The sequence below is a fragment of the Brevundimonas vesicularis genome (assembly GCF_044807075.1).
Classification (GTDB): domain Bacteria; phylum Pseudomonadota; class Alphaproteobacteria; order Caulobacterales; family Caulobacteraceae; genus Brevundimonas; species Brevundimonas vesicularis_G.
Genome location: NZ_CP085235.1, coordinates 93,146 through 111,734, shown reverse-complemented (window position 1 = coordinate 111,734; position 18,589 = coordinate 93,146). Strand labels below are relative to the sequence as shown.

The 18,589-nt window shown below is 66.2% G+C and carries 19 protein-coding genes; 15 read left to right on the top strand and 4 right to left on the bottom strand.

Going from position 1 to position 18,589, the window contains the following annotated elements; all coding sequences use genetic code 11:
* The first annotated feature begins 60 nt into the window (after nt 1-60).
* The gene (locus tag LG306_RS17010) at nt 61-813 is read left to right on the top strand and encodes a hypothetical protein (protein ID WP_404419804.1); all 753 of its coding nucleotides are present in this window, start codon (nt 61-63) and stop codon (nt 811-813) included.
* On the opposite strand, the gene LG306_RS17005 is transcribed toward LG306_RS17010, so the two are convergent.
* The 4 genes from LG306_RS17005 to LG306_RS16990 form a co-directional block, all read right to left on the bottom strand.
* Nucleotides 810-1,727: a DUF2493 domain-containing protein gene (locus tag LG306_RS17005; protein WP_153923426.1), complete on the bottom strand. Its 918-nt coding sequence runs from the start codon at nt 1,725-1,727 to the stop codon at nt 810-812. The two genes, LG306_RS17010 and LG306_RS17005, sit on opposite strands and share 4 nt — an antisense overlap.
* A gap of 304 nt (nt 1,728-2,031) precedes the next feature.
* Complete coding sequence (locus LG306_RS17000) at nt 2,032-6,378, bottom strand: strawberry notch-like NTP hydrolase domain-containing protein (RefSeq protein ID WP_404419802.1); 4,347 nt, start codon at nt 6,376-6,378, stop codon at nt 2,032-2,034.
* A gap of 219 nt (nt 6,379-6,597) precedes the next feature.
* Nucleotides 6,598-7,053, bottom strand: a complete 456-nt coding sequence (locus LG306_RS16995; RefSeq protein WP_404419800.1) for a hypothetical protein — start codon at nt 7,051-7,053, stop codon at nt 6,598-6,600.
* Nucleotides 7,054-7,421: 368 nt separating this feature from the next.
* A complete protein-coding gene (locus LG306_RS16990) occupies nt 7,422-7,907 on the bottom strand; it encodes a hypothetical protein (RefSeq protein WP_153923423.1) in 486 nt (161 codons plus the stop codon).
* Between the two features lie 460 nt (nt 7,908-8,367).
* Between LG306_RS16990 and LG306_RS16985 the strand changes: the two genes are divergently transcribed.
* The 14 genes from LG306_RS16985 (at nt 8,368) to traW (ending at nt 18,514) form a co-directional block, all read left to right on the top strand.
* The gene (locus LG306_RS16985) at nt 8,368-8,694 is read left to right on the top strand and encodes a hypothetical protein (RefSeq protein ID WP_194943555.1); all 327 of its coding nucleotides are present in this window, start codon (nt 8,368-8,370) and stop codon (nt 8,692-8,694) included.
* Nucleotides 8,695-8,849: 155 nt separating this feature from the next.
* Nucleotides 8,850-9,134, top strand: a complete 285-nt coding sequence (gene traL / locus LG306_RS16980; RefSeq protein ID WP_153923422.1) for a type IV conjugative transfer system protein TraL — start codon at nt 8,850-8,852, stop codon at nt 9,132-9,134.
* Nucleotides 9,050-9,736 (top strand): TraE/TraK family type IV conjugative transfer system protein, encoded by a 687-nt coding sequence (locus LG306_RS16975; protein ID WP_153923421.1) that lies wholly within the window; start codon nt 9,050-9,052, stop codon nt 9,734-9,736. The genes traL and LG306_RS16975 overlap by 85 nt, the downstream gene beginning before the upstream one ends.
* Nucleotides 9,733-10,458 carry a type-F conjugative transfer system secretin TraK gene (locus LG306_RS16970; RefSeq protein ID WP_153923420.1) on the top strand — a complete coding sequence of 242 codons (726 nt, stop codon included), beginning with the start codon at nt 9,733-9,735 and terminating at the stop codon, nt 10,456-10,458. Before LG306_RS16975 ends, LG306_RS16970 begins: the two co-directional genes overlap by 4 nt.
* Nucleotides 10,455-11,903: a TrbI/VirB10 family protein gene (locus tag LG306_RS16965; protein WP_404419797.1), complete on the top strand. Its 1,449-nt coding sequence runs from the start codon at nt 10,455-10,457 to the stop codon at nt 11,901-11,903. Before LG306_RS16970 ends, LG306_RS16965 begins: the two co-directional genes overlap by 4 nt.
* A 29-nt stretch (nt 11,904-11,932) precedes the next feature.
* Nucleotides 11,933-12,340 (top strand): hypothetical protein, encoded by a 408-nt coding sequence (locus tag LG306_RS16960; RefSeq protein ID WP_153923418.1) that lies wholly within the window; start codon nt 11,933-11,935, stop codon nt 12,338-12,340.
* Nucleotides 12,341-12,373: 33 nt separating this feature from the next.
* Nucleotides 12,374-13,237, top strand: coding sequence for a DsbC family protein (locus tag LG306_RS16955; protein ID WP_153923417.1), 864 nt, complete (start codon nt 12,374-12,376; stop codon nt 13,235-13,237).
* The gene (locus LG306_RS16950) at nt 13,237-13,659 is read left to right on the top strand and encodes a TraV family lipoprotein (protein WP_153923416.1); all 423 of its coding nucleotides are present in this window, start codon (nt 13,237-13,239) and stop codon (nt 13,657-13,659) included. The genes LG306_RS16955 and LG306_RS16950 overlap by 1 nt, the downstream gene beginning before the upstream one ends.
* A 5-nt stretch (nt 13,660-13,664) precedes the next feature.
* On the top strand, nt 13,665-16,253 hold the full coding sequence (gene traC, locus LG306_RS16945) for a type IV secretion system protein TraC (RefSeq protein ID WP_153923415.1): 2,589 nt from the start codon (nt 13,665-13,667) through the stop codon (nt 16,251-16,253).
* Nucleotides 16,253-16,621, top strand: coding sequence for a hypothetical protein (locus LG306_RS16940; protein WP_153923414.1), 369 nt, complete (start codon nt 16,253-16,255; stop codon nt 16,619-16,621). Before traC ends, LG306_RS16940 begins: the two co-directional genes overlap by 1 nt.
* Nucleotides 16,605-17,108 (top strand): TrbI F-type domain-containing protein, encoded by a 504-nt coding sequence (locus LG306_RS16935; RefSeq protein WP_153923413.1) that lies wholly within the window; start codon nt 16,605-16,607, stop codon nt 17,106-17,108. Before LG306_RS16940 ends, LG306_RS16935 begins: the two co-directional genes overlap by 17 nt.
* 4 nt (nt 17,109-17,112) lie before the next feature.
* Nucleotides 17,113-17,376, top strand: coding sequence for a hypothetical protein (locus tag LG306_RS16930; RefSeq protein WP_153923412.1), 264 nt, complete (start codon nt 17,113-17,115; stop codon nt 17,374-17,376).
* A complete protein-coding gene (lepB, locus tag LG306_RS16925; protein ID WP_153923411.1) occupies nt 17,376-17,885 on the top strand; it encodes a signal peptidase I in 510 nt (169 codons plus the stop codon). Before LG306_RS16930 ends, lepB begins: the two co-directional genes overlap by 1 nt.
* Nucleotides 17,882-18,514 carry a type-F conjugative transfer system protein TraW gene (gene traW, locus LG306_RS16920; RefSeq protein ID WP_153923410.1) on the top strand — a complete coding sequence of 211 codons (633 nt, stop codon included), beginning with the start codon at nt 17,882-17,884 and terminating at the stop codon, nt 18,512-18,514. The genes lepB and traW overlap by 4 nt, the downstream gene beginning before the upstream one ends.
* Nucleotides 18,515-18,589 lie beyond the last annotated feature (75 nt).

Sequence of the window (18,589 nt, the reverse complement as noted above, 5' to 3'; positions counted from 1 at the left end):
GGATATCTAGCCGTGGCGGGGACGATGGGGCAGGAGGAACGACGAACAATCGGAGGTCAAATGGAGTCGATGGATGCTGGTGCACGCCAGCTGCGGGCGCAGGAAGTCCTGGCCGAGGGGCTGGTAAGCGGCCGAGCGCTGGAGGAGATCCTCGACGTCGAGGCGGCGCTGCAGATCGATCCCCGATGTCCCGATGCGCTGATTGTCCTCGCGGATCAGGAAGAGGTCCGCCGGCTGGCCAGCGCGCCCTATGTGCGTCTGGCGCTGGCGCATCTTGCGCATGACGAGGCCTGGAATCGCGTCAGGGCCCGGCAGAAGGTGATGGCGCCGCCGAAACGCGATGTTTTCGACATGGTGGAGGCGCGCCCGTACCTCCGGGCCGCGACCCTGCTGGCGGGCTGTCTGGTGGAGACCGGCCACGCCGATCTGGCGCGCGGGATTTATCGCAGGGTGATGCGACAGCAGCCTCGCGACAGCATGGGCGCGAGGTATCTGCTTGCGATCCTGGACGTGCGCACCGGTGATGACGCGTCCTTCGAGCGCCGCCGACCTCATTTCGAGGGCGACGAGCATCCGGCGTGGGTTTTGACGGATTTGCTGGCGGCCCATCGACGCGGGGACGCGGAGAGGATGGGCAAGGCGTTGGAAATCGCGCGGCGTCGCTATCCGGAGATCGTCGCGATGGTCGCCGATACTTCCGGCACTGATCGGAGTGCAGCGCTCGAATGGCGAAGCAGCGAGTTGCACGCGCTATGGCGGGCGAATCCACCCGCGCAGAGGTGGTTGAGAGAATCGGTGGGCGTAGCCGGTTAGGCCGCGAGCTGCATTACGGGGATGCCACGCGCACGGGCCTTGTCGACCATGTTCATGGTCACGCCGTTGCCGGGCCCGGCGACGACGCCGGCAGGCAGTTGATCGAGCATCACATCGTTTCGCTTGAACGGGGCCGCCTTGTCGTGGCGGTTCCAGTCAGGCTTGAACGGAATCTGAGTGACGCCCCGGTTATTGGCCCAGCACGCTGCGATGCGCTCGCCGCCCTTGGGTGTTGCGCCGTGGATCAGGATCATATCGGGGTGTTTTTCCCGGACGCGATCGAGAGCGGCGAAGATCTTGTCGTGGTCGTTGAAGTCTGGGCCTGCAGTGAAGGCAATGAGGGTGCCCTGTGGGACCAGGACCGCGTTGTCAGCCCGGGCCTTGGCGTTCATGTAATCGCGGCTGTCGATCATGGCCGACGTAACCGTCTTGCGGTTGACCATCGAGCCGGCCGCCGGCCGCCACGCGGACCCGGTGTGCTGGGCGAACAGCTGAGCGGCGGTGTCGCGGACAAATTCGAAGGCGTTCCGCTGCTCGACAAGGCTGATCCCCTCCGCCGTAAGGCGCTCCAGCTCGACTGAGCGGACCTCCGAGCCATTCTGCTCCATCATGGAGCGGCGCTGCGCTTGTTCGTTGTCATCGAGCACCCGGCCGACCCGATCGACCTTGCGGTGGAAGATGTTGGTGAACTGCCAGAGGATGTCGGACGTCTCCTCCTCGAGGCGCGTGTCGTTGAGCATCCATCCGATTGCGTCGAAGGCGTCAGCGAGCGCCTGTCGGCAAACGTCCGCTTCCGGAAGTGGACGCGGATCCTGTTCATCGCCGATGGGCCGATAGCCCGTCAGGGCGAGCTCGTCGAGCAACGCGGCCGTAGGACTGATGTCCTGGGCGGGATGGGGATCGGGGTTCAACATGGCGAGTCCTCCTTGTGGCCGGGCCGCACCCTGCGACCTTCACGGGGACCGAACAGGCGATGGGCGACGGGCATGCACCCGAAGGGCCGAAACGGAGTGGAGGACCGCGCCAGCGGTTGCCTGGACCGTCGAGGGCGCTCTAGCCCGACCCTTCGCCGGTCCCCCTCTCGTGAAGGCGCGGATGCGGCTCTCTCAGGCCCCAAAGGACTGGCGCCGTGATCAGCCGACCCTGCAGGACGGCCGCCGACAGGCGGCGGGGTGTTGAACGTCGAGGCCCTGGTTCAGGTGGACCTCATGGAAGGCCTCAAGCGGCCCGCGGGCGGGCGATCGTCGAGACCAGCGGATAGCGAGCGACCAGTCGCGCCAGGATGTCGGCGCCGGCGTCGGTCGAAGGAATGAAGAGACGGGTCCGATAGCTGATGATCTCGGTCATCATACCCATCGCCTTCATGGCGGGCAGGGACGAGGGCAGGATGCCGGTCACCTCGATGCGCTGAGCGCCCATGACCAGGCTGCGGCGGACCGAAACGTCTTCGGCCAGTTGCAGGGTCACGCCCTGATCGCGAACCATGGCCCATCCGGCGACTGGCGATACAGCCGGCGCGTCCAGACCGAACTGGCGGCAGACGCCGCCAAGGTCTGCTTCGGCGACCATACGGCCGATGATACGCTCCCCGTCGTCCGTCTGCAGGCGATAGACCCGCGTCGTGTCCTGGGGCAGTCGTGACCAGATCGGGAGCAGGAGACCGGTGACGACGCTGATGGTCGACTCCATGGTTTCGGGAAGGCTGTCGATCTCGGTCTGCCAGGCCAGAGCGAAGGCGGGCTCTTCGACAGGTTGCCATTGCGACGCCGCCTGTTCGCCGACGCTGACCGTATCGCGAGACATTGGACGATACAGGCGGACGCGGTCTTCAACGCGGCCGTCATCGAACATCCTTGCGGGGGCCTGAACAGCCAGCGCCGCCCGGCCGGACTGACGGTTGATGAGGAAGACCCCCTCGCGATCGGCGCGGATCCCCATAACGTCGGCAAGGCGCAGCGGCTGGACGCGCTGGACCTGGGTCACGGTGAGGAGGCGGGTTTCCGCCCCGCTCTCGGCGTGGGTGAAGATCGTCTTGCGGGCGGTGACGGTGAACCGTTCCGCCGTCAGGGTCTCTACGCCGACTTCGAAGACGCCGGCGGCGACAGCGGCTTCCACTTCGGCCTCAATGCGTTCCTCGAGATAGCCGAAGATGCTGTTCTGCATGTCGATACGAAGGGCGAGGACGCGGTTCAGGAACTGCGTGATCGGGGGCAGGTCCTCCTTCAGCGTGCCATCCGTGTCGCAAAGGGACAGACCGGTCGCGGCCTCGAAGGCGCCAAGGGTCAGTCCGTCGACGCGACCGGCATAGAGCATGTGATACAGCCGACGAAGGCCCGTCTTGGCGTAGTCAGACTCGAGGTTGTCTTCCGGCCGGAAAAGACCCTGGCCGCCGGTCTGGCGCTGGCCCTTGGTCAACGCGCCGAGGCTGTCGAGGCGGCGGGCAATCGTGCTGAGGAAGCGCTTCTCGCCCTTCACATTGGTGGCGACCGGCCGGAAGATCGGCGGGTGCTTCTGATTGGTGCGGTTGGTGCGGCCGAGGCCCTGAACGGCTGCGTCAGCCCTCCAGCCTGGCTCCAGGAGGTAGTGTGCGCGTGTGGCCTGATTCACCGCACCGAGATCCGAGTGGTAGCTGCGGCCGGTCCCACCCGCGTCCGAAAAGACCAGAATGGGCTTCTTGCCGTCCATGAACGCGGCGGTCTCGCCCTGGTTGGCGGAGCCCGGGCGAGTCTCGACACAGAGTCGGCTCTGGCCTTGGGTGGTCTTGCGGACGATCCGGCGAGACCGGCCGGTGACCTCAGCGACGCGATCCGTGCCGAAGTGATGAACGATCTGGTCCAGCGCGGCCTGAACGGGGGGCAGGGCGCCGAGATACTCGATCAGCTCGTCGCGTTGGGCGAGCGCCTCCTGGCAAAGGACGGGCTGGCCGCCGGCGTCGACGGCGGGTCGCGAGCGCATGTTGCCGTCCTCGTCCGAGTACGGTTCGAACAAGGCCACGGGGAAGGAGTGCATCAGATAGTCCATCACGTACTCGCGGGGCGTGACGTCGATCTGCAGGTCGTGCCATTCGGACACGGGGACCTCCGCCAGGCGACGATCGGTCATGGCCTCGCCGGTGCTGACGAGCTGGATGACGGGCGCCAAACCCTCGGCAAGATCCTTCTCGATCCAACGGATGAGCGTGGGGACCTTCATGGCGGTGACAAGGTGGTTGAAGAAACGGACTTTCGCGCCCTCGAACGCCGACCTGGCCGCGCCCTTGGCGTTCCCGTTGAGGGCGCCGCCGTCCTCGCTGCTGATGCCGGTCGCTTTCAGGGCGTCTTCAAGGTTGTTGTGAATGATCGAGAACGCATCGGCGTAGGCGTCGTAGATCTCGATCTGAGCACTGGTCAGCGCGTGCTCGACGATCTCATATTCGACGCCGGCGTAGGACAGGGCGCGCGAGGTGTAGAGACCCAGCGCCTTCATGTCGCGAGCGAGAACCTCCATGGCGGCGACGCCGCCGGCTTCCATCGCGGTGACGAAGCTGGCGCGCGTGGGGAAGGGGAAGTCCGCGCCGCCCCAGAGGCCGAGGCGGGAGGCGTAGCCCAGGTTGGCCACCGTCGTTGCGCCGGTCGCTGAGACGTACAGGACCCGGGCGCGGGGCAGGGCGTTCTGCAGCCGGAGGCCGGCCTTGCCTTGTTCGGAGGGTCCGCGGTCGCCACGAGCCCCCTTTTCGCCTGCGGCGTTGGCCAGAGCGTGAGCCTCGTCGATCGCGACGACGCCGTCGAAGTCCGGTCCCAGCCAGTCGAGGATCTGCTGCAGGCGCGAAGCTTTCTCCTGGCGAGCGCCGGAACGCAGCGTGCCGAAGGTAACGAACAGGATGCCCTCAGACAGGGTGATCGGGGCACCCTGCTTGAAGCGGGAGAGCGGAACGATCTGCTCGCGGCGGCCGCCGAGGGCGGTCCAGTCGCGTTGAGCGTCCTCGAGGAGCGGGTCGTTCTTCGAAATCCAGACGGCCTTGCGGCGGCCCTTCAGCCAGTTGTCGAGGATGGCTCCGGCGAGCTGACGCCCCTTGCCGGCCCCTGTTCCATCGCCGAGGAAGAAGCCCTTGCGGAAGGTGACTGCGCGTTCATCGCCGTCTGGCGCGGCGCTGACGTTGTCGAAGGTTTCGTCGACGACCCACGATCCGGCCAGATCCGCGCTATGCGCCTCGCCGGCATAGATGATGGTCTCCAACTGGGCCTCAGAAAGGATGCCGTCGTCGACCAGACGGCGGGGGAGGTGGGGACGGTAGGTCGGGCGCGGCAAGCGGACCGCAGCCATGGCGGTGGATTGCACCAGAGGCGTGGGGTGGGGTTTCGCGCCAGCGATGGAGATGCTTTCGACGGCGTAGGTCTCGTAGATCCCGTCGGCGTCGTTGCCGGGGCGGTGATCTCCGGCGTTGGCCAAGGCGTAGTCAAGCTCGATGACGTCGGCGAACGTCGGCGAAGGCGGGGTCACCAGTCCGGATGCAGGGCGAGCCGCGACGCGGGGGGCGGTTGGGCGCAGAACGGGCGCACGGGGTATTGCGATTGGCGCGGGAGCGCCGAGACGACGAGGCGCGTCCAAGACCGCCTGCAGCAGCGCGGCTGAATCGCTGGCGGTCGGGCCCGATTGCGTCAGTTGCTCCGCATCGGCCGGGGCGACCTTGTCGAAGATGGTCAGGCGAGTGTCGATCGTCGTGCCGTGGCGGGCATAGGCCCGACCGTCCACCGGCATTGTGAAAGCGAGTGTGGCGCCCCGGCGCTGAAGGGCGGCGAACCTTTGGGGATGAGCTTCAGGGGAAAGACCGGCGCCGGCGATGGTGACAAGGCGGCCGCCGGGGGCCAGCCGGGCGAGGGCGGAGGCGATGTGCCGGAAGTCTGCGCCCTGAGCCCGCCCAACGACATCTGGCGTGACGGAGAAGGGTGGGTTCATCACGACCAGGTTCGGCTGGACCGACGCAGGAAGGCGATCGTTGATCTGTTCCGCGTTCAGGCGGGTGACGGGCGTGTCGCGAAAGAGAGTGTCGAGCAACTCGGCGCGGCGCGGGTCCAGCTCGTTGAGGTGGACGCGCGCGCCGGCCATTTCGGCAAACACGGCCAGAAGGCCCGTGCCGGCGGAAGGCTCGAGGACCACGTCACTGGACCGGGTGTCGAGGGCGATGCTGGCGACGAAGGCGAGGTCGACCGGCGTGGAGAACTGCTGGAAGGCGACCTGGTTCTCCGACCGGCGCGTCTGGGACGGGGTGAGCGCCAGAAGATCGCGTAACTCCGCGAGAATCTCGAAGGGCGCGTCGCGCCGCCCAATCAGGGCGGAAGCCTGCCGGCGAAGGTAAAGGACCTGGGCCAGCTCCGAGGCCTCGTAGGCGTCCTTCCAGTCCCACGCCCCTTCGGCGTCGCTTGCGCCGAAGGTGTCTTCCAGGGTCGTGCGGAGGAGCCGGGCGTCGAGTTGACGACCCTTGCCCAGGGCGACGGCCAGCACCCAAGCGGCGGCGATCAGTGCATCTGTCCGGCTGGGGGCGTCGAAAAGCGAACCTGTGATCAGGCGAGCGGAAGCGTGGGTCATCGGAGGTCTCCGGAAAGGGTTGAACCGGACCGGAAGGGCTCTCTTCTCTCGCCCTATCGATCTTGCCCCTCTCGAATCCTCCTCTCCCTCTCGCTCTGTCCGCCTGCTCCGGCGGTTGACGATCGGCGCGGTCGGAACGGCGGCGTCAGGCCGGAAACCCAGACGCAAAAAGGCCCCGCTCCAGTTGCCTGGGCGGGGCCTTGTTGGGCCGGGCGGGTGTTAGATGGCGAGGCGGTGTGGCTCGTCGTAGATCGGTTCGTGAGAAATGACCTGGTCGGTGGCGCGTGTGCGCGGCACTGCGAGGGCTTGTGGCAGGAGGCGGCCGCCCGCGAGGCGGTCCTCATTGGTCGCACGGATGGCCAGCTGCTGTTGGGCGACCAGGACGCAGTGCATCATCGCCCAGAAGGTCGCCTCATCGGTCGAGTTCTGAGCGGCGTACATCACCTGGGCGAAATCGTCGCCGGTTGCGCCGAGAATGGCGAGGGTGATGTCTAACTTCTGAGGCCCGCCTTTCGACCCGTAATTGGGATCGGCGTAGGCGCTCACTGTATCTCGATTGAAGCCCGCCTTCTCGGCGATGTTCTTGATGCCCTGCTGGCGACACCGAACGGCAATCAAGTAGGCAACGCGACGCTTGATCTGATCAGGCGACGGCGTCGTGTCTTTCCACGGCATAAGGCCCCCAAAAAACTACTGGCCGCGCGCTGCGGCGTAACCCCAACTTATCTGGCCGAGTCCCCCCTCATCTAGGCCGCCCCCGCAGCAGAGGCGTCTGTGATCTGCGCAAGGCAGAGGGGTAGGTTGCTCAGCCTGGCTTCATTGGCGCTGGGGTCCGGGGCCGCGGATCAGCGTAGAGGCCATTCGTCCGCCAGTTGCAAATCAGCGGAGCCCTAGAATCACCAAATAGGCGAGCGGAAGCAAGCGGAAAGCGGAGCGGAGTCCGCACGATGCCCAAAAAAAGACGCATCCCGTGGCTGGAACGCCGCACAGACGCGGCTGGCGGGTCGTTTTAAGAGACTGAGGGGCCGCAACTTAAGGTATTGTTAAGGACGGTCGGGCGGCGGGAAGTCGTCCTTGCCGTAGGTCGATATCAAAATGGCACGGCAGGCGAGGCCGTACATGTAGAGGGCGACCAGCACGACGGCGCGCGTGGTTCTCCAATAGTGCCGGCGGTGTCCAGGGGCCGAACCGGTGCGACGTGCATCAGTGGCCATGAGGTGCATAGCGACCTCGTCGGCCAAGGGCTTGGTCGACAGCGGGAGCCGCAGCGTGCCCTTGCGCGAGTAGTAACCGATGTCGAGCGCTTCGAGACGCTTCGTCGCGATGGCGCCGGTGCGCTGCTTCAGGGCCTGGAGGGCTGGACCGACGAGGTCCAACGTCGACAGCTGCCGACCTTGGGTGACGCGGTGAAAAGCCTTGGCTGCGTCAACTGCATTCCAGAACACAGGATCGGCCGTGAGCGGGATTTTGAGGACCTGCGGCTCGCGCACGGGTTCGTCCCCACCCGATGAAATGGTGTCGTTGCCCAAAAGATATCCCGTCCTCCCCCCGGACCACTGTTCTTCCGCCCGGGGCACCAATGCGGCGTAACAGATTCCGCCATTAACCGCGCCCCCCGAATGCGGCCCGGACAACGCAACGCGCGGGGCTGAACGCGCGAAACGCAGCAACGCAGCAGTATTACGCAGGCCGAGGGCGGACGGATGCGGAAGCGCGTCCGCATGGCGCGGATGCCGACGGGCGAAAAGCGGGGAGGGGGCCGCATCGCACGGAGTCGCGCGGGCGGCGGGCGGCTTCGAATACGCAAGAAGCGGAAGTAAGACCGCAGCGTGTTAAGTAATCGGAAAGCAACAAAACGCCGATTTCAGGGCGCAACGCAATAAAAAGGATTGCGTTGCTATCCGAACCATGAGTTTTTAGGTCGGGCCGAGGCGGCCTAGCGCGTCGGCTCATCTAGGAACGAGGTTTATAACTATGAAGAGGAATGTGATGACGCTGGGTTCGGCCGCTGTGCTGTCCGACCCGAAGGTTATCCGCAACGTCGAGCGCGCCCTGCTTCTGGGCGCCGTCGCTGTCGCGGTGACCGCCACCGCCGTTGCCGGCACGGACAACACGTTCGACTCGACCGTCTCTCAGCTGACCGACTGGACCGAAGGTTCGCTCGGCAAGCTGGCGGGTGTGGCCGGTGTCGCCGTGGCCCTGGTCGGCATGGTGATGAAGTTCGACTGGCGTCTGATCGGCGGCGCAGCGGGGATCGGGCTGACAGCAGCCACGGGCCCGGGGATCGTCTCCGCTCTGGCTTCGGCCGTTTTCTAAGAGAGGGGAGCATCCCCCCTTTACTCTCAGAGCGATGAGGGCGGGGCGGCGTCGGAAGGGGTTCCACGTCGCTCCGCTCCCTAGCTCAGCAATCCCAAGTACAGCGCGTAGCTTGCAAACCGGCGCACTGTTCTTCGGGGCAACCAGTTAGGCCCATGAAAGACACATATATTCCGCAACACCTCGACGCGCCAGAGCGCTATTTGGTGTTTACTCCGGACGAGCTGGCCGTAGTCGTCGCTCCTCTGTTGATCTGCATTCTGGTTTTCAACTTCCTGGTCGGCCTCATCGTGGCGGGCACGTGCCTGTGGGCGCTGCGGAAGTTCAAACAGGGCAGCTCCCTCAGCCGACTGAAATGGGCGGCCTACTGGCTTCTGCCCTCGGACGTCTTCCGGCTGAAGGCGACGCCGCCCTCCCATCTTCGCGAGCTGGCGGGCTGACCATGAAAACAATGAACGTGAACAATCAGGCGCGTGTGCTGAACCGGCGCCTGACAGCGGTGTCGATTATGCTGGCCGCGAGCATCACCGCCAACGCCGCGATGGCGGTTTCGGTGGCGACGATGAACAAGGTGGTTCTGGTCCCCAGCCTGTCGGACTCGGTCGAGATCTCGGCGCACGGTGGCGTTGACCGTGACTACCTCGAACGTCTGGCGCGGGATGCGACCTACCTGTTCCTCAACAGGACGCCCGAGAGCGCCCGGTATTTCGAGCGGAACCTTGAGCGGATCACCGAGCCGGAAACCTATCAGGAGATCAAGGCGGCGCTGATCCTTGACCGCCAGGAGCGGCAGAACACGCGAACGTCGCAGACCTTCTATCCGAACGACTTCTTCGTCGACCCATCGAAGCTCTACGTCGAAGTCGTCGGTGAGCTTGAAACCAGCAACGGCACGCGGATCGTCGAGACCAAACGGGCGACCTACGGCCTGACCTTCAACAAGCGCGGTTCGATGCTTCGTCTCGCCAGCTTTGTCCCGGTCGAGAAGGACCAGGCGCAGGGCACCCGCGCTCCAGTTTCCAACAAGGATGAACAGCTATGAAGCGTGCGCTTCTCACGGGCGCCGCGTTCTGCGCCGCGCTGCTGGCGACCAACCCAGCCCATGCCGATCCCGTCCAGGTCCGCAACGGACAATTCGAAGCCGTTGTATCGGCCGACCAGATGTCCCGCATCGCAATCGAGGGCGACAAGATCGTCTCGGTGCGCTCGATCAGCGAACCTGACGGCCCTCAGATGATGGTCGAGGCCGAGGAGGCCACAGGTGATGTCTATGTCGCCTTTGACGGCGACGTCCTGGGGCGGACCTTCACCCTGTTCCTGGTCACGCAGTCAGGCCGAACGGTCCAAGCGACCCTCTCGCCCGCTGCGGTGGCGGGGCAGACAGTCACGGTGAATATGGGCGCATCGGCCTCGTCCGGTTCGGGGGAGACCGTCCAGCGCTCCGAACGCCGCAGCGGCTACATGGAAACCGTGACGGCGCTCTTCCGGCTGATGTTCAACGGAGAGGCCCCCGAAGGCGTGCGGCGCGAAGCGCGGGCAGGCCAGGCGACACGGGTCGGGCCGTTCGAACTCCGTGTGGTCGAGACTTACGAAGTCGCGAACCTGCGAGGTCAGGTCCTCGCGATCCGCAACGCCTCCGAGGCGACCGTCCCGGTCGTCGTGGACAGCTTCCTGGTCGCTGGGGTGATGGCCGCCGCCGCCGACCGGGTGGAGCTGCTCCCGGGCGCTGATGGACGGGTCTTCGTCGTGGAGGAAGTCCGTTGAGCCATGAAGTTGAACTGCCGGCGGCCGAGCCCGCCTTTGACGGTCCCATTCCCGGCGACTCCAATCGCGCGGCCAAGCGGCGCCAGACGATCATCTGGGGTGCGATCACCGCGTTGGTGCTCGCGGGCGGCGGCTTCGTAATCTACCAGATGCTCAAGCCGGTTCCTTCGCGGGATAACCCGGAGGCCGCGCGGCGTATTCTCGCAACGGCTGACCTGGCTCGCGGCCAGAACATGTCCGGCGAGGCGCAGGCCTCCGAGCTGGCTGTGCGTGTCCAGGAGTTGGATCGCCAGATCGCCGAACTAAATGGGCAGAACGTGCAATTGAGCGCGGAGGCCCAAGGCGCCCGGCAGCAGCTGGAAGACGAGCGCGCCGATGCCTTGCGCACGATCGACGCGCTGAACAATCAGATTCAGACTCGCGGTAGCAGTGCTCCCCCCGGGCCGGGCGGGGTTGCTGTGAACGCGGGAGGGGCCGCGCCGGCCATGCAAGCTAACGGCGTAGCTCCGGCTCCGATGGGTGGCGGTGATCCGTTTGCACCCGTCGGGGCTGGCGCGGGCGGACAGATGGCTCCCGGCGTCGCCGGGGCAGATTCTGGCGTCCGTCCGCGCCGGTCTCTTTCGACGGTCAGGGTGGCTGGCGCCGCTGGCCCAGGGGGCGCTGCGGGCGGCCCGACCGTCTCCACCTCGCGCACCTCCGGTGGCGCTGCGGGTACGCAGGCAGGCGGAACGGGCGGCACGGGGCAGGGACAGTACATGTCGAGCTCGATGCAGGTGTTCGACACCGAACGGTTCGTGCCCCCCAACGCCTACACCCGAGCGCGTGTTCTGGTCGGCGTGGACGCCGCGACTGGCGTCACCAGCACCTCGGACCCGAAGCCGGTCCTCTTTCGACTGACGGGCCCGGCGATCCACGTCGGCGCGGATGGCCGCTATCAACGCACGGATCTGACCGGCTGCCTGGTGAACGGCGCGGCCTATGCCGAACTGTCTTCGGAGAAGGTCTACATCCGGCTGCAGCGTATTTCGTGCCCGGCGGGGCCGCGGCAGTTTTCGGTCGCGACGGTCGAGGGTTACGCGTCCCACCTGGGCAAGGCCGGCGTGCGGGGCAATGTGATCTCGCGTGAAGGCGGGCTGACCGGCCGCGCCATGATCGCCGGTACGCTGCAGGGCCTGGGAAACAGTCTGTCTCGCTACACCGATCAGATGTCGAGCTCGATCGGCATCGGGGCAGGGGGGTCGCTGACCGCGCCGCCCCGTCTGGAAGCGGGTGACGTAGCGGCTGGCGCCGCCGGTTCCGGCGTCGCCAACGCCGCCGAGATGCTGGCCGACTACTACGTCAAGCGGGCCGAGCAGTACCAGCCGGTCGTGGAAATGCCGACCGGCATCGAGGTCGAACTCGTCTTCCTGAGCGGGTTCGAAATTGGCGGCCCAGCCCGCCGTTGAACCTGTCCTTCAAATCAGAAAGTCACGCCATGAAATACCTCCGTACCGCCGCCGCGCTTGCCGCGTTCGTCCTGACCGCCTCGCCGGTCGTCGCACAGGTCGCGACGGCCTGCGACTGCCCTCATCACGGGCAATCCGCGTCGTCTTCGCAGGTCTGCCCCGATAAGGGCGCTGGAAGCGCTGCGCCGAAGTCGGCCGAGGGTCACGCCCCGCACGACCATTCCGCCAAGGAAAAGACCACGCTGTCTGCCCCGACCGACGCGCCGGGCCAGAATGCCGCAGCCATCGCCATCAAGAAGGCCATGGCCTCGGTCGCCGGAATCCTCGCGTCGCTTCAGGGCGACGATCACTGCTGCGAGGACCCGGCGTGCTGCGACAAGGCCAGCACCGTCGCGGCTGAACCTGTCTGCCTAGACGCTGACGCCGTCACCGCCTGATCGTCCGTCTTCCATTCAAGAAAGCCAGATCTCATGAAAATCTCTCTCCAATCCCGCCGCGCGAAGATCCTCGCCGGTGTTTCCGGCCTGGCGGCGCTTGCCGTCATCGGTGTCGCCACCGTGGCGGTGGCCAGCGGCTTCGGGACTAGCCTGAAGGACAAGGTCCAGAAGGAATTCCCCAACACGCCGATCACCTCGGCGGACTGCGACAAAGGCCCCGCCAACCTGTGCGAAGTCGTCGCCGGTTCGAACGTCTTCTACGTCACTCGCGACGCGAAGTTCGCCTTCGTCGGGGCCGTCCTGGACCTCGAAAACAAGGTGGACGTGACAGACGTCCGACTTCGTGAGCTGGCGGCCGTGGGTCAGGCCGAAGCCCGCATTCGCGGCGCGGCGCCTGCCGCCCCGGGCGCAGCGGGCGCTCCGGGCGTGGAGCCCGCTTCTGCGCCCGCTGCGCCGGCGGACAGCCCGATCATTCGCGTGACCCTGCCGAAGGCCAACGCCGTCGTCCATAACCCGGGCGCGCCGCTGAAGATGACCATCTTCACGGACCTCAACTGCGGCTTCTGCAAGCGTCTGCATGATGATCTGAAGAACGTCCGCGACATCGAAGTCACCGAATATCCGATCGCGTTCATGGGCCCGGATAGCCCGGAGAAGGCCAAGCTCGCGCTCTGCGCCAAAGACCGCGTGGCGGGGATCGATGCGATCTACAGCGGCGGCGAAGTCGTCACCTCGGGGGATTGCGCGGCCGCCGAAGCTGCAGTCGCGGCCAACGTCGAGTTCGCCCGGCAGAACGGGATCAACGGCACGCCGATGATCGTGCGCGCGGACGGCCGGACCAACAGCGGTTGGATGCCGGTCAACGAGCTCCGGGCGTTCCTGGGCGGGGCCAGCTGATGCGGGTAGCGCTGATCTTGCTGGCAGGAGCAAGCCTCGCGGCTTGCTCCACCAACACCAAGGGCAGCTGGGCCTGCGGTGGAGTGGGCGAAGGTCAGACCTGCGCGTCGATCGCGCAGATCGACGGCACTCGCTCCTCGGGGACCGCCAACCCGGAATCGCCCGGTATCGAGAATGCCGTCCCCGTTCGCTGGTGGGAACCGCAACCGTTCGTCTTCTCGGACGGCACAGGCCCCCGCCGCGAAGGCGATCAGATCCTCCCCGTCGTGTTCGCGCCGTGGGTGGATGCGCAGGGCGACTATCACCAGCGGTCTGAGGTCTGGGCGGTGATGCGCCGCGGGGGTTGGTGGGTGCCCGCCCCGAACGCGCCGCGCCCCGGTCCGTCCGCCTCGGAAATCGGCCGCAACGCGGTCCAGGAGTAGCCGGTATGGCTGGCAAGATGGGGGACGCGGTCAAACGCGTTCTGGAACAGGTCGGACGGACGGTTTTCGAAGAGCCGCCGCCCCCTGACATGCCTCGGGGATACTTCTCGTCGGCGCGGTTGAGCGACTTCCTGCCCTACCGCAGCTACGACGAGACGAAGGGCCTCTACGAGCAGAACTCGACGATCGGCTGGATCCTTGAGGTCGTGCCGTTGATCGGCGCGGACGAGGCTACCAGCCGCAGTTTGGCGGAGCTTTTCACGCACAGCGTGCCGCAAGGCGCGACTGTCCAGGTCATCTCCTACGCGTCACCGAAGATCGGCGACGTGATCGATCCATGGGCGACCGAACGGGCGAAGCAGGGGGGTGTGTTCGACACGCTGGCCCGGCATCGGCGCAAGCACTTCCGCGACGCGGCGTGGCGGACGGCCTCAAGCCAGGCGCCCTTCTATTTCCGGGATTTCCGGATCTTCATCGCTGTCGAGATGGAGGGGTCGAACACATCGGTCGCCGCCGAACAGATGATCGAGGCGCGCGAGAAGTTCATGGCCGATATCCGGGCCATTCGGAGCGACTCAGCGATCGTCACGCCCCAGCAGCTGATCTCCCTGGTCGGGGATATTCTCAATCCGACGACCAACATCCGCCCGCGCGAAAACGTCTTCCGTGAAGACCGCTGGCTGAACGAACAGATGGTGGATGCGGAGACGACCTGGACCCGGTATCGGGATCGGATCGAAGTCCAGAGCCGCGCCCAAGGCGACGACCTTCTCCGGCCGGAGCTGTCGGACGATGTCGTGGCGCTGGCGCGTGATGGCGCCTCGCGGGATGAGCGTTTCCAGATCCGCGGCTTCTCGGTCAAGGACTACCCCGAACACTGGACCCAAGGGCTGATGTCCCGGGTCCTGGGCGACATGTTCAACGACCAGCTGCGGCTGATCGGCCCGACCGTGATGTGTCTCTGCTTCTCGCCGATGACGGCGGAAAAGACCCGGTCGACGGCCGAATTCAAACGCCTCCGGACCAACCAGGCGGTGAGCAATCCGATCGGACGCATGTTCCCGGAGTCGCGCAAGGCGGCCGAGGACTGGACGATGGTGATGGAGGACGTCGCGGAAGGCGCCCTCTTGGCTCGCATGGGGATGTTCATCCTGTCGGTCGCGCCGATCGCGGATGCCGAGCGGGCCGAGCGAAGCCTCCGCTCGGTCTTCCGCAACAGCCGGTTCGTGCTTCAGCGGGACGACGACATTCACCTGCAGACGGTTCTTGCCTGTCTGCCCTTGAGCCTTGGCGGCGGCCTGTTCGAGGACCTGGCGACGATGGGCCGGCTTCGTCGGATGCCCACGACGGTCGCGGCCCGCCTCGCTCCGCTGCAGGGCGAGTTCCTGGGCATGGATCTTCCGCACATGCTGCTGGTCGGCCGGCGCGGTCAGGTGATGACCTACAGCATCTTCGCGAACAAGGCGGGCAACCACAACACGGCCGTCGTCGGCGCGTCAGGCTCCGGCAAATCCGTGTTCATGCAGGAGACAGCGGCCTCGCTTCGCGGCGCCGGCGCCGAGGTCTTCGTCATCGACGACGGGGAGTCGTTCAAGAACAGCTCGATCCTGTTGGGCGGGGCGTTCGTGCGTTTCAATCTGGACAAGCGGACCTGTATCAACCCGTTCTCGATCATCGACCCGTCGCAGGCCTCTGAGGAAAGCGCTCAGGAGTATCTCCTGGAAGGCGTCGAGATGATCCGCCTCATGATCGAGCAGGCCGCTCGTGGGGCGCAGGGGTGCAGCGACGAGGAAAAGGGGGCGATCGAGAAGGCGGTCATGACCGTATGGGCCGACAAGGCCCGCGACGGCTCCTTCGCCGATGTGATTGACGTCCTCGCTCGGGACTACGGCGAGCGCGGCCAGAATCTGGCGCTCGCGCTGGGCGCCTACGGTCGCGACGGATCCTATGGTGGGTTCTTCAACGGCGCGACCACGCTGCAGATCGACAACCCCTATACCGTCTTCGAGATGAGCGATCTGGAGAGCAAGGCGGACCTGCGGGCCGTCGTCGTGCTCGCGATCCTCTTCCTCGTCCGCCAGCGTATGAAAAAGGGCGGCCGCGGGCTGAAGAAGGCGCTCATCATCGATGAGGCCTGGCAGCTCCTGTCGGACGGCGCGGCCGGGAAGTTCATCGAAGGGTTCGCGCGCCGTTGCCGCAAGGAAGGCGGCGCGATCATCACCGGTACGCAGTCGATCAACGACTACTACAAGACGGACGGTGCCCGCGCCTGCCTTGAGAACAGCGATCACCAGGTCGTCTTGCGTCTGAAGGAAGAGGCGCTGGAGCAGCTGCGGACGAACGACCGGATGAAGGTCGACGACGCCACCATGACGCTGCTGAAGTCGCTGAAGGTTGTGGACCGGGAATACTCGGAAATGGTGGTGATGGGACCGGACGCGCGCTTCCTGGCGCGCCTCGTCCTCGATCCCTACTCCGCGACGCTCTACTCCACGACACCGGCGGTCTTCGACAAGATCAAGCGCCTTGAGGCGAGCGGCGTGCCGCTGTCGGAAGCGGTGGCGCGAGTGGCCTACGAAGGTAGCCGTCGCTGATGGCCGCAGGACTTACAGCATGGGCGGCGGCGCTCGACGACGCGCCTGCGCTGAACCGGGTTCGCCGCCTAGTTCACGCGGCCGGTCGCCGGGTAGCGTTCGCCGTCGACTGCGCCTGCATCGCTGCCTGCGTGCTGGGGCTGCTGACCTTCTCCCTCGCGGGTTTCGAGCTCCCCACGGCTGCGCGGCTGTGGGGCGGTTTCTGGACCCACTACGCCGACGCCCCGCCCGCTGCCCGCGAGCCGGTGCTGATCTTCATGATGGCGGTGTGGCTGATCGCGACCGTGCTGGTCGGCTTCTGCCGCTTCCCCCGCAAACAAGCCGTCCTGAGCGGGACGGAAAGGAAAGCCGATGACAACCGAGCCTGAACACGAGACCGCCCAGCCCACGCCGCCTCCGCTGCCGCCGGCACGCCAGCCGACGATGCGCGAGAAGCTGGAAAAGTGGATGCCCACGAAGGGGCAGGCCGCCGTTGCGGCGATCGCTCTGTTGGCGGTCTCGAATGTGGCCGCATGGGTGAAGATCGTCCGCGAGGACCAGCCGATGATCGTCACCGTCGGCGTCCGCGAGATGAGCCAAGGCTACGTCTCCCGCCTGGCGCTCTCGGATATCACGCCGGAGGAAGCGCGCGTGAAGACCGAGATGTTCCTCGCGGTGACGCAGGACACAGTCAGGCGCGCTGCGGCGAGCAAGAACGTCCTTTTGCTGGCGCGGGAATGCGTGCTGGCCGGCGAGACGGCCGACATCACCAAGGAGGTGGGCGACGCCGTACAATTGGCGCTGGCGGAAGCCTCCGGAGGCAGCAGGCCGGCCGCACTGGCCGCCCCGACGCCGACTGCAGCGGGAGCGCCGTAAGAGAGTGGGCGAAGGCTGGGTTCTGGATAGCGCCGAGATGGCATTCCTGCGGTTTCATTTGACCGAACCTCTGCCGGAGGCGTGGCAGTTCGTGCCCACTACACCGGGGAGCGACGCCATCTTCCAGGCCGTGAAGGTCCTGGCCGATGGCAAGGTGGTGTCCGCTCAACTGCCGATCACGAGCTTCAGCCGGATCGAGACGTTTTTCGACGACGAGTACCGCGTCACCATGGCCGGTCGCCTTCTTCTGGACAGGGAGAACGCGTGATGCCGTTGGAACCTGACCCCAATCCGCCCTCATGGCGCCGGGTGGGGATGCTCGTCCTTTTCCTGGGCGGGGTGTTGGCCTGGAAGGGTGGCGAGGGCGTGAGCGCCCGCTACGGCTTCGGGATCAATGTGACGGAAAGCTTGCCGCATTGGGCCTTCATCACGGACCGGTCCGACAAGGCCGTGGCCCGTGGTGATCTGGTCGAGTTCGTAGCGCCGCCGACCCCCTATTACCCGGAGGGACAGCGCTTCGTGAAGCGGGTCGCCGGCGTGGCGGGCGACCGTGTCGAGACGCAGGCGCGGAATTTCTATGTCGCCGGAAAACTGGTCGGGGCGGCCAAGGAGCGAGCCCGGTCGGGCGAAGCCGCGCCGATCGGCCCGACTGGCGTGATCCCGGAAGGCCGCATCTTCGTCGTGGGTGACCACGTCGATTCCTTGGACAGCCGCTACGCGGCGATCGGCTGGATCTCGGCCGACCGGATCATCGGAAAAGTGGAGCCCATTCTATGAATCGTTTGCTGTGCGGTGCGGCCGCCGCGCTCTTCATGGCCGCTGCCTCGCCTGCGCTGGCCGGCGACCTCGGGACACATGGTCAGACGTTCGATATCGCCGAGCGCGACATTCTCGAGATGATCTCGGAGCAGCTGAAGCGCGCCGAGGCCTCGGGCCGGATGGGTCAGCTGCAGGATGAGTTCAAGCGGCGGGTCCAGGCCAAGGTGGAACGGCCGAACCCTGTTCCCGGGCTGGTGCGGACCGTTGAGCCGCGCAGCTGGCTGTTCGACCCGTCCATCATCGTGCCGCAGGACTTCTCAGACCATCGCGGGCGCGTCTTTGCCCGCGCGGGCCAACGGATCAATCCGCTGGAACGCCTGCCCGGGTTTGACCGCATCCTCATCTTCCTCGACGGCGACGACGCCGCCCAGGTCGATTGGGCTGTCGGCCAGCTGCGTGAGGGCGGCGAGCATCGTGTGCGGCTCATTCTGACCAAGGGCGCGCCGATGGAGCTGATGCGCCGCCGGCGGGTCCAGTTCTATTTCGACCAGGAGGCCAAACTGTCGACCCACTTCGGGATCCGACAGGTTCCGGCGCGCGTCGAGAAGGACGGCGACAAGCTTCGGATCTCGGAGGTCCGGCCGTGACCGGCGTCGAAATCGCATGGTGCGTTTTCGTCCTGGTCGGCTCCGCCGCCTTGGGCCCGGCGCTGGAGGCGTGGA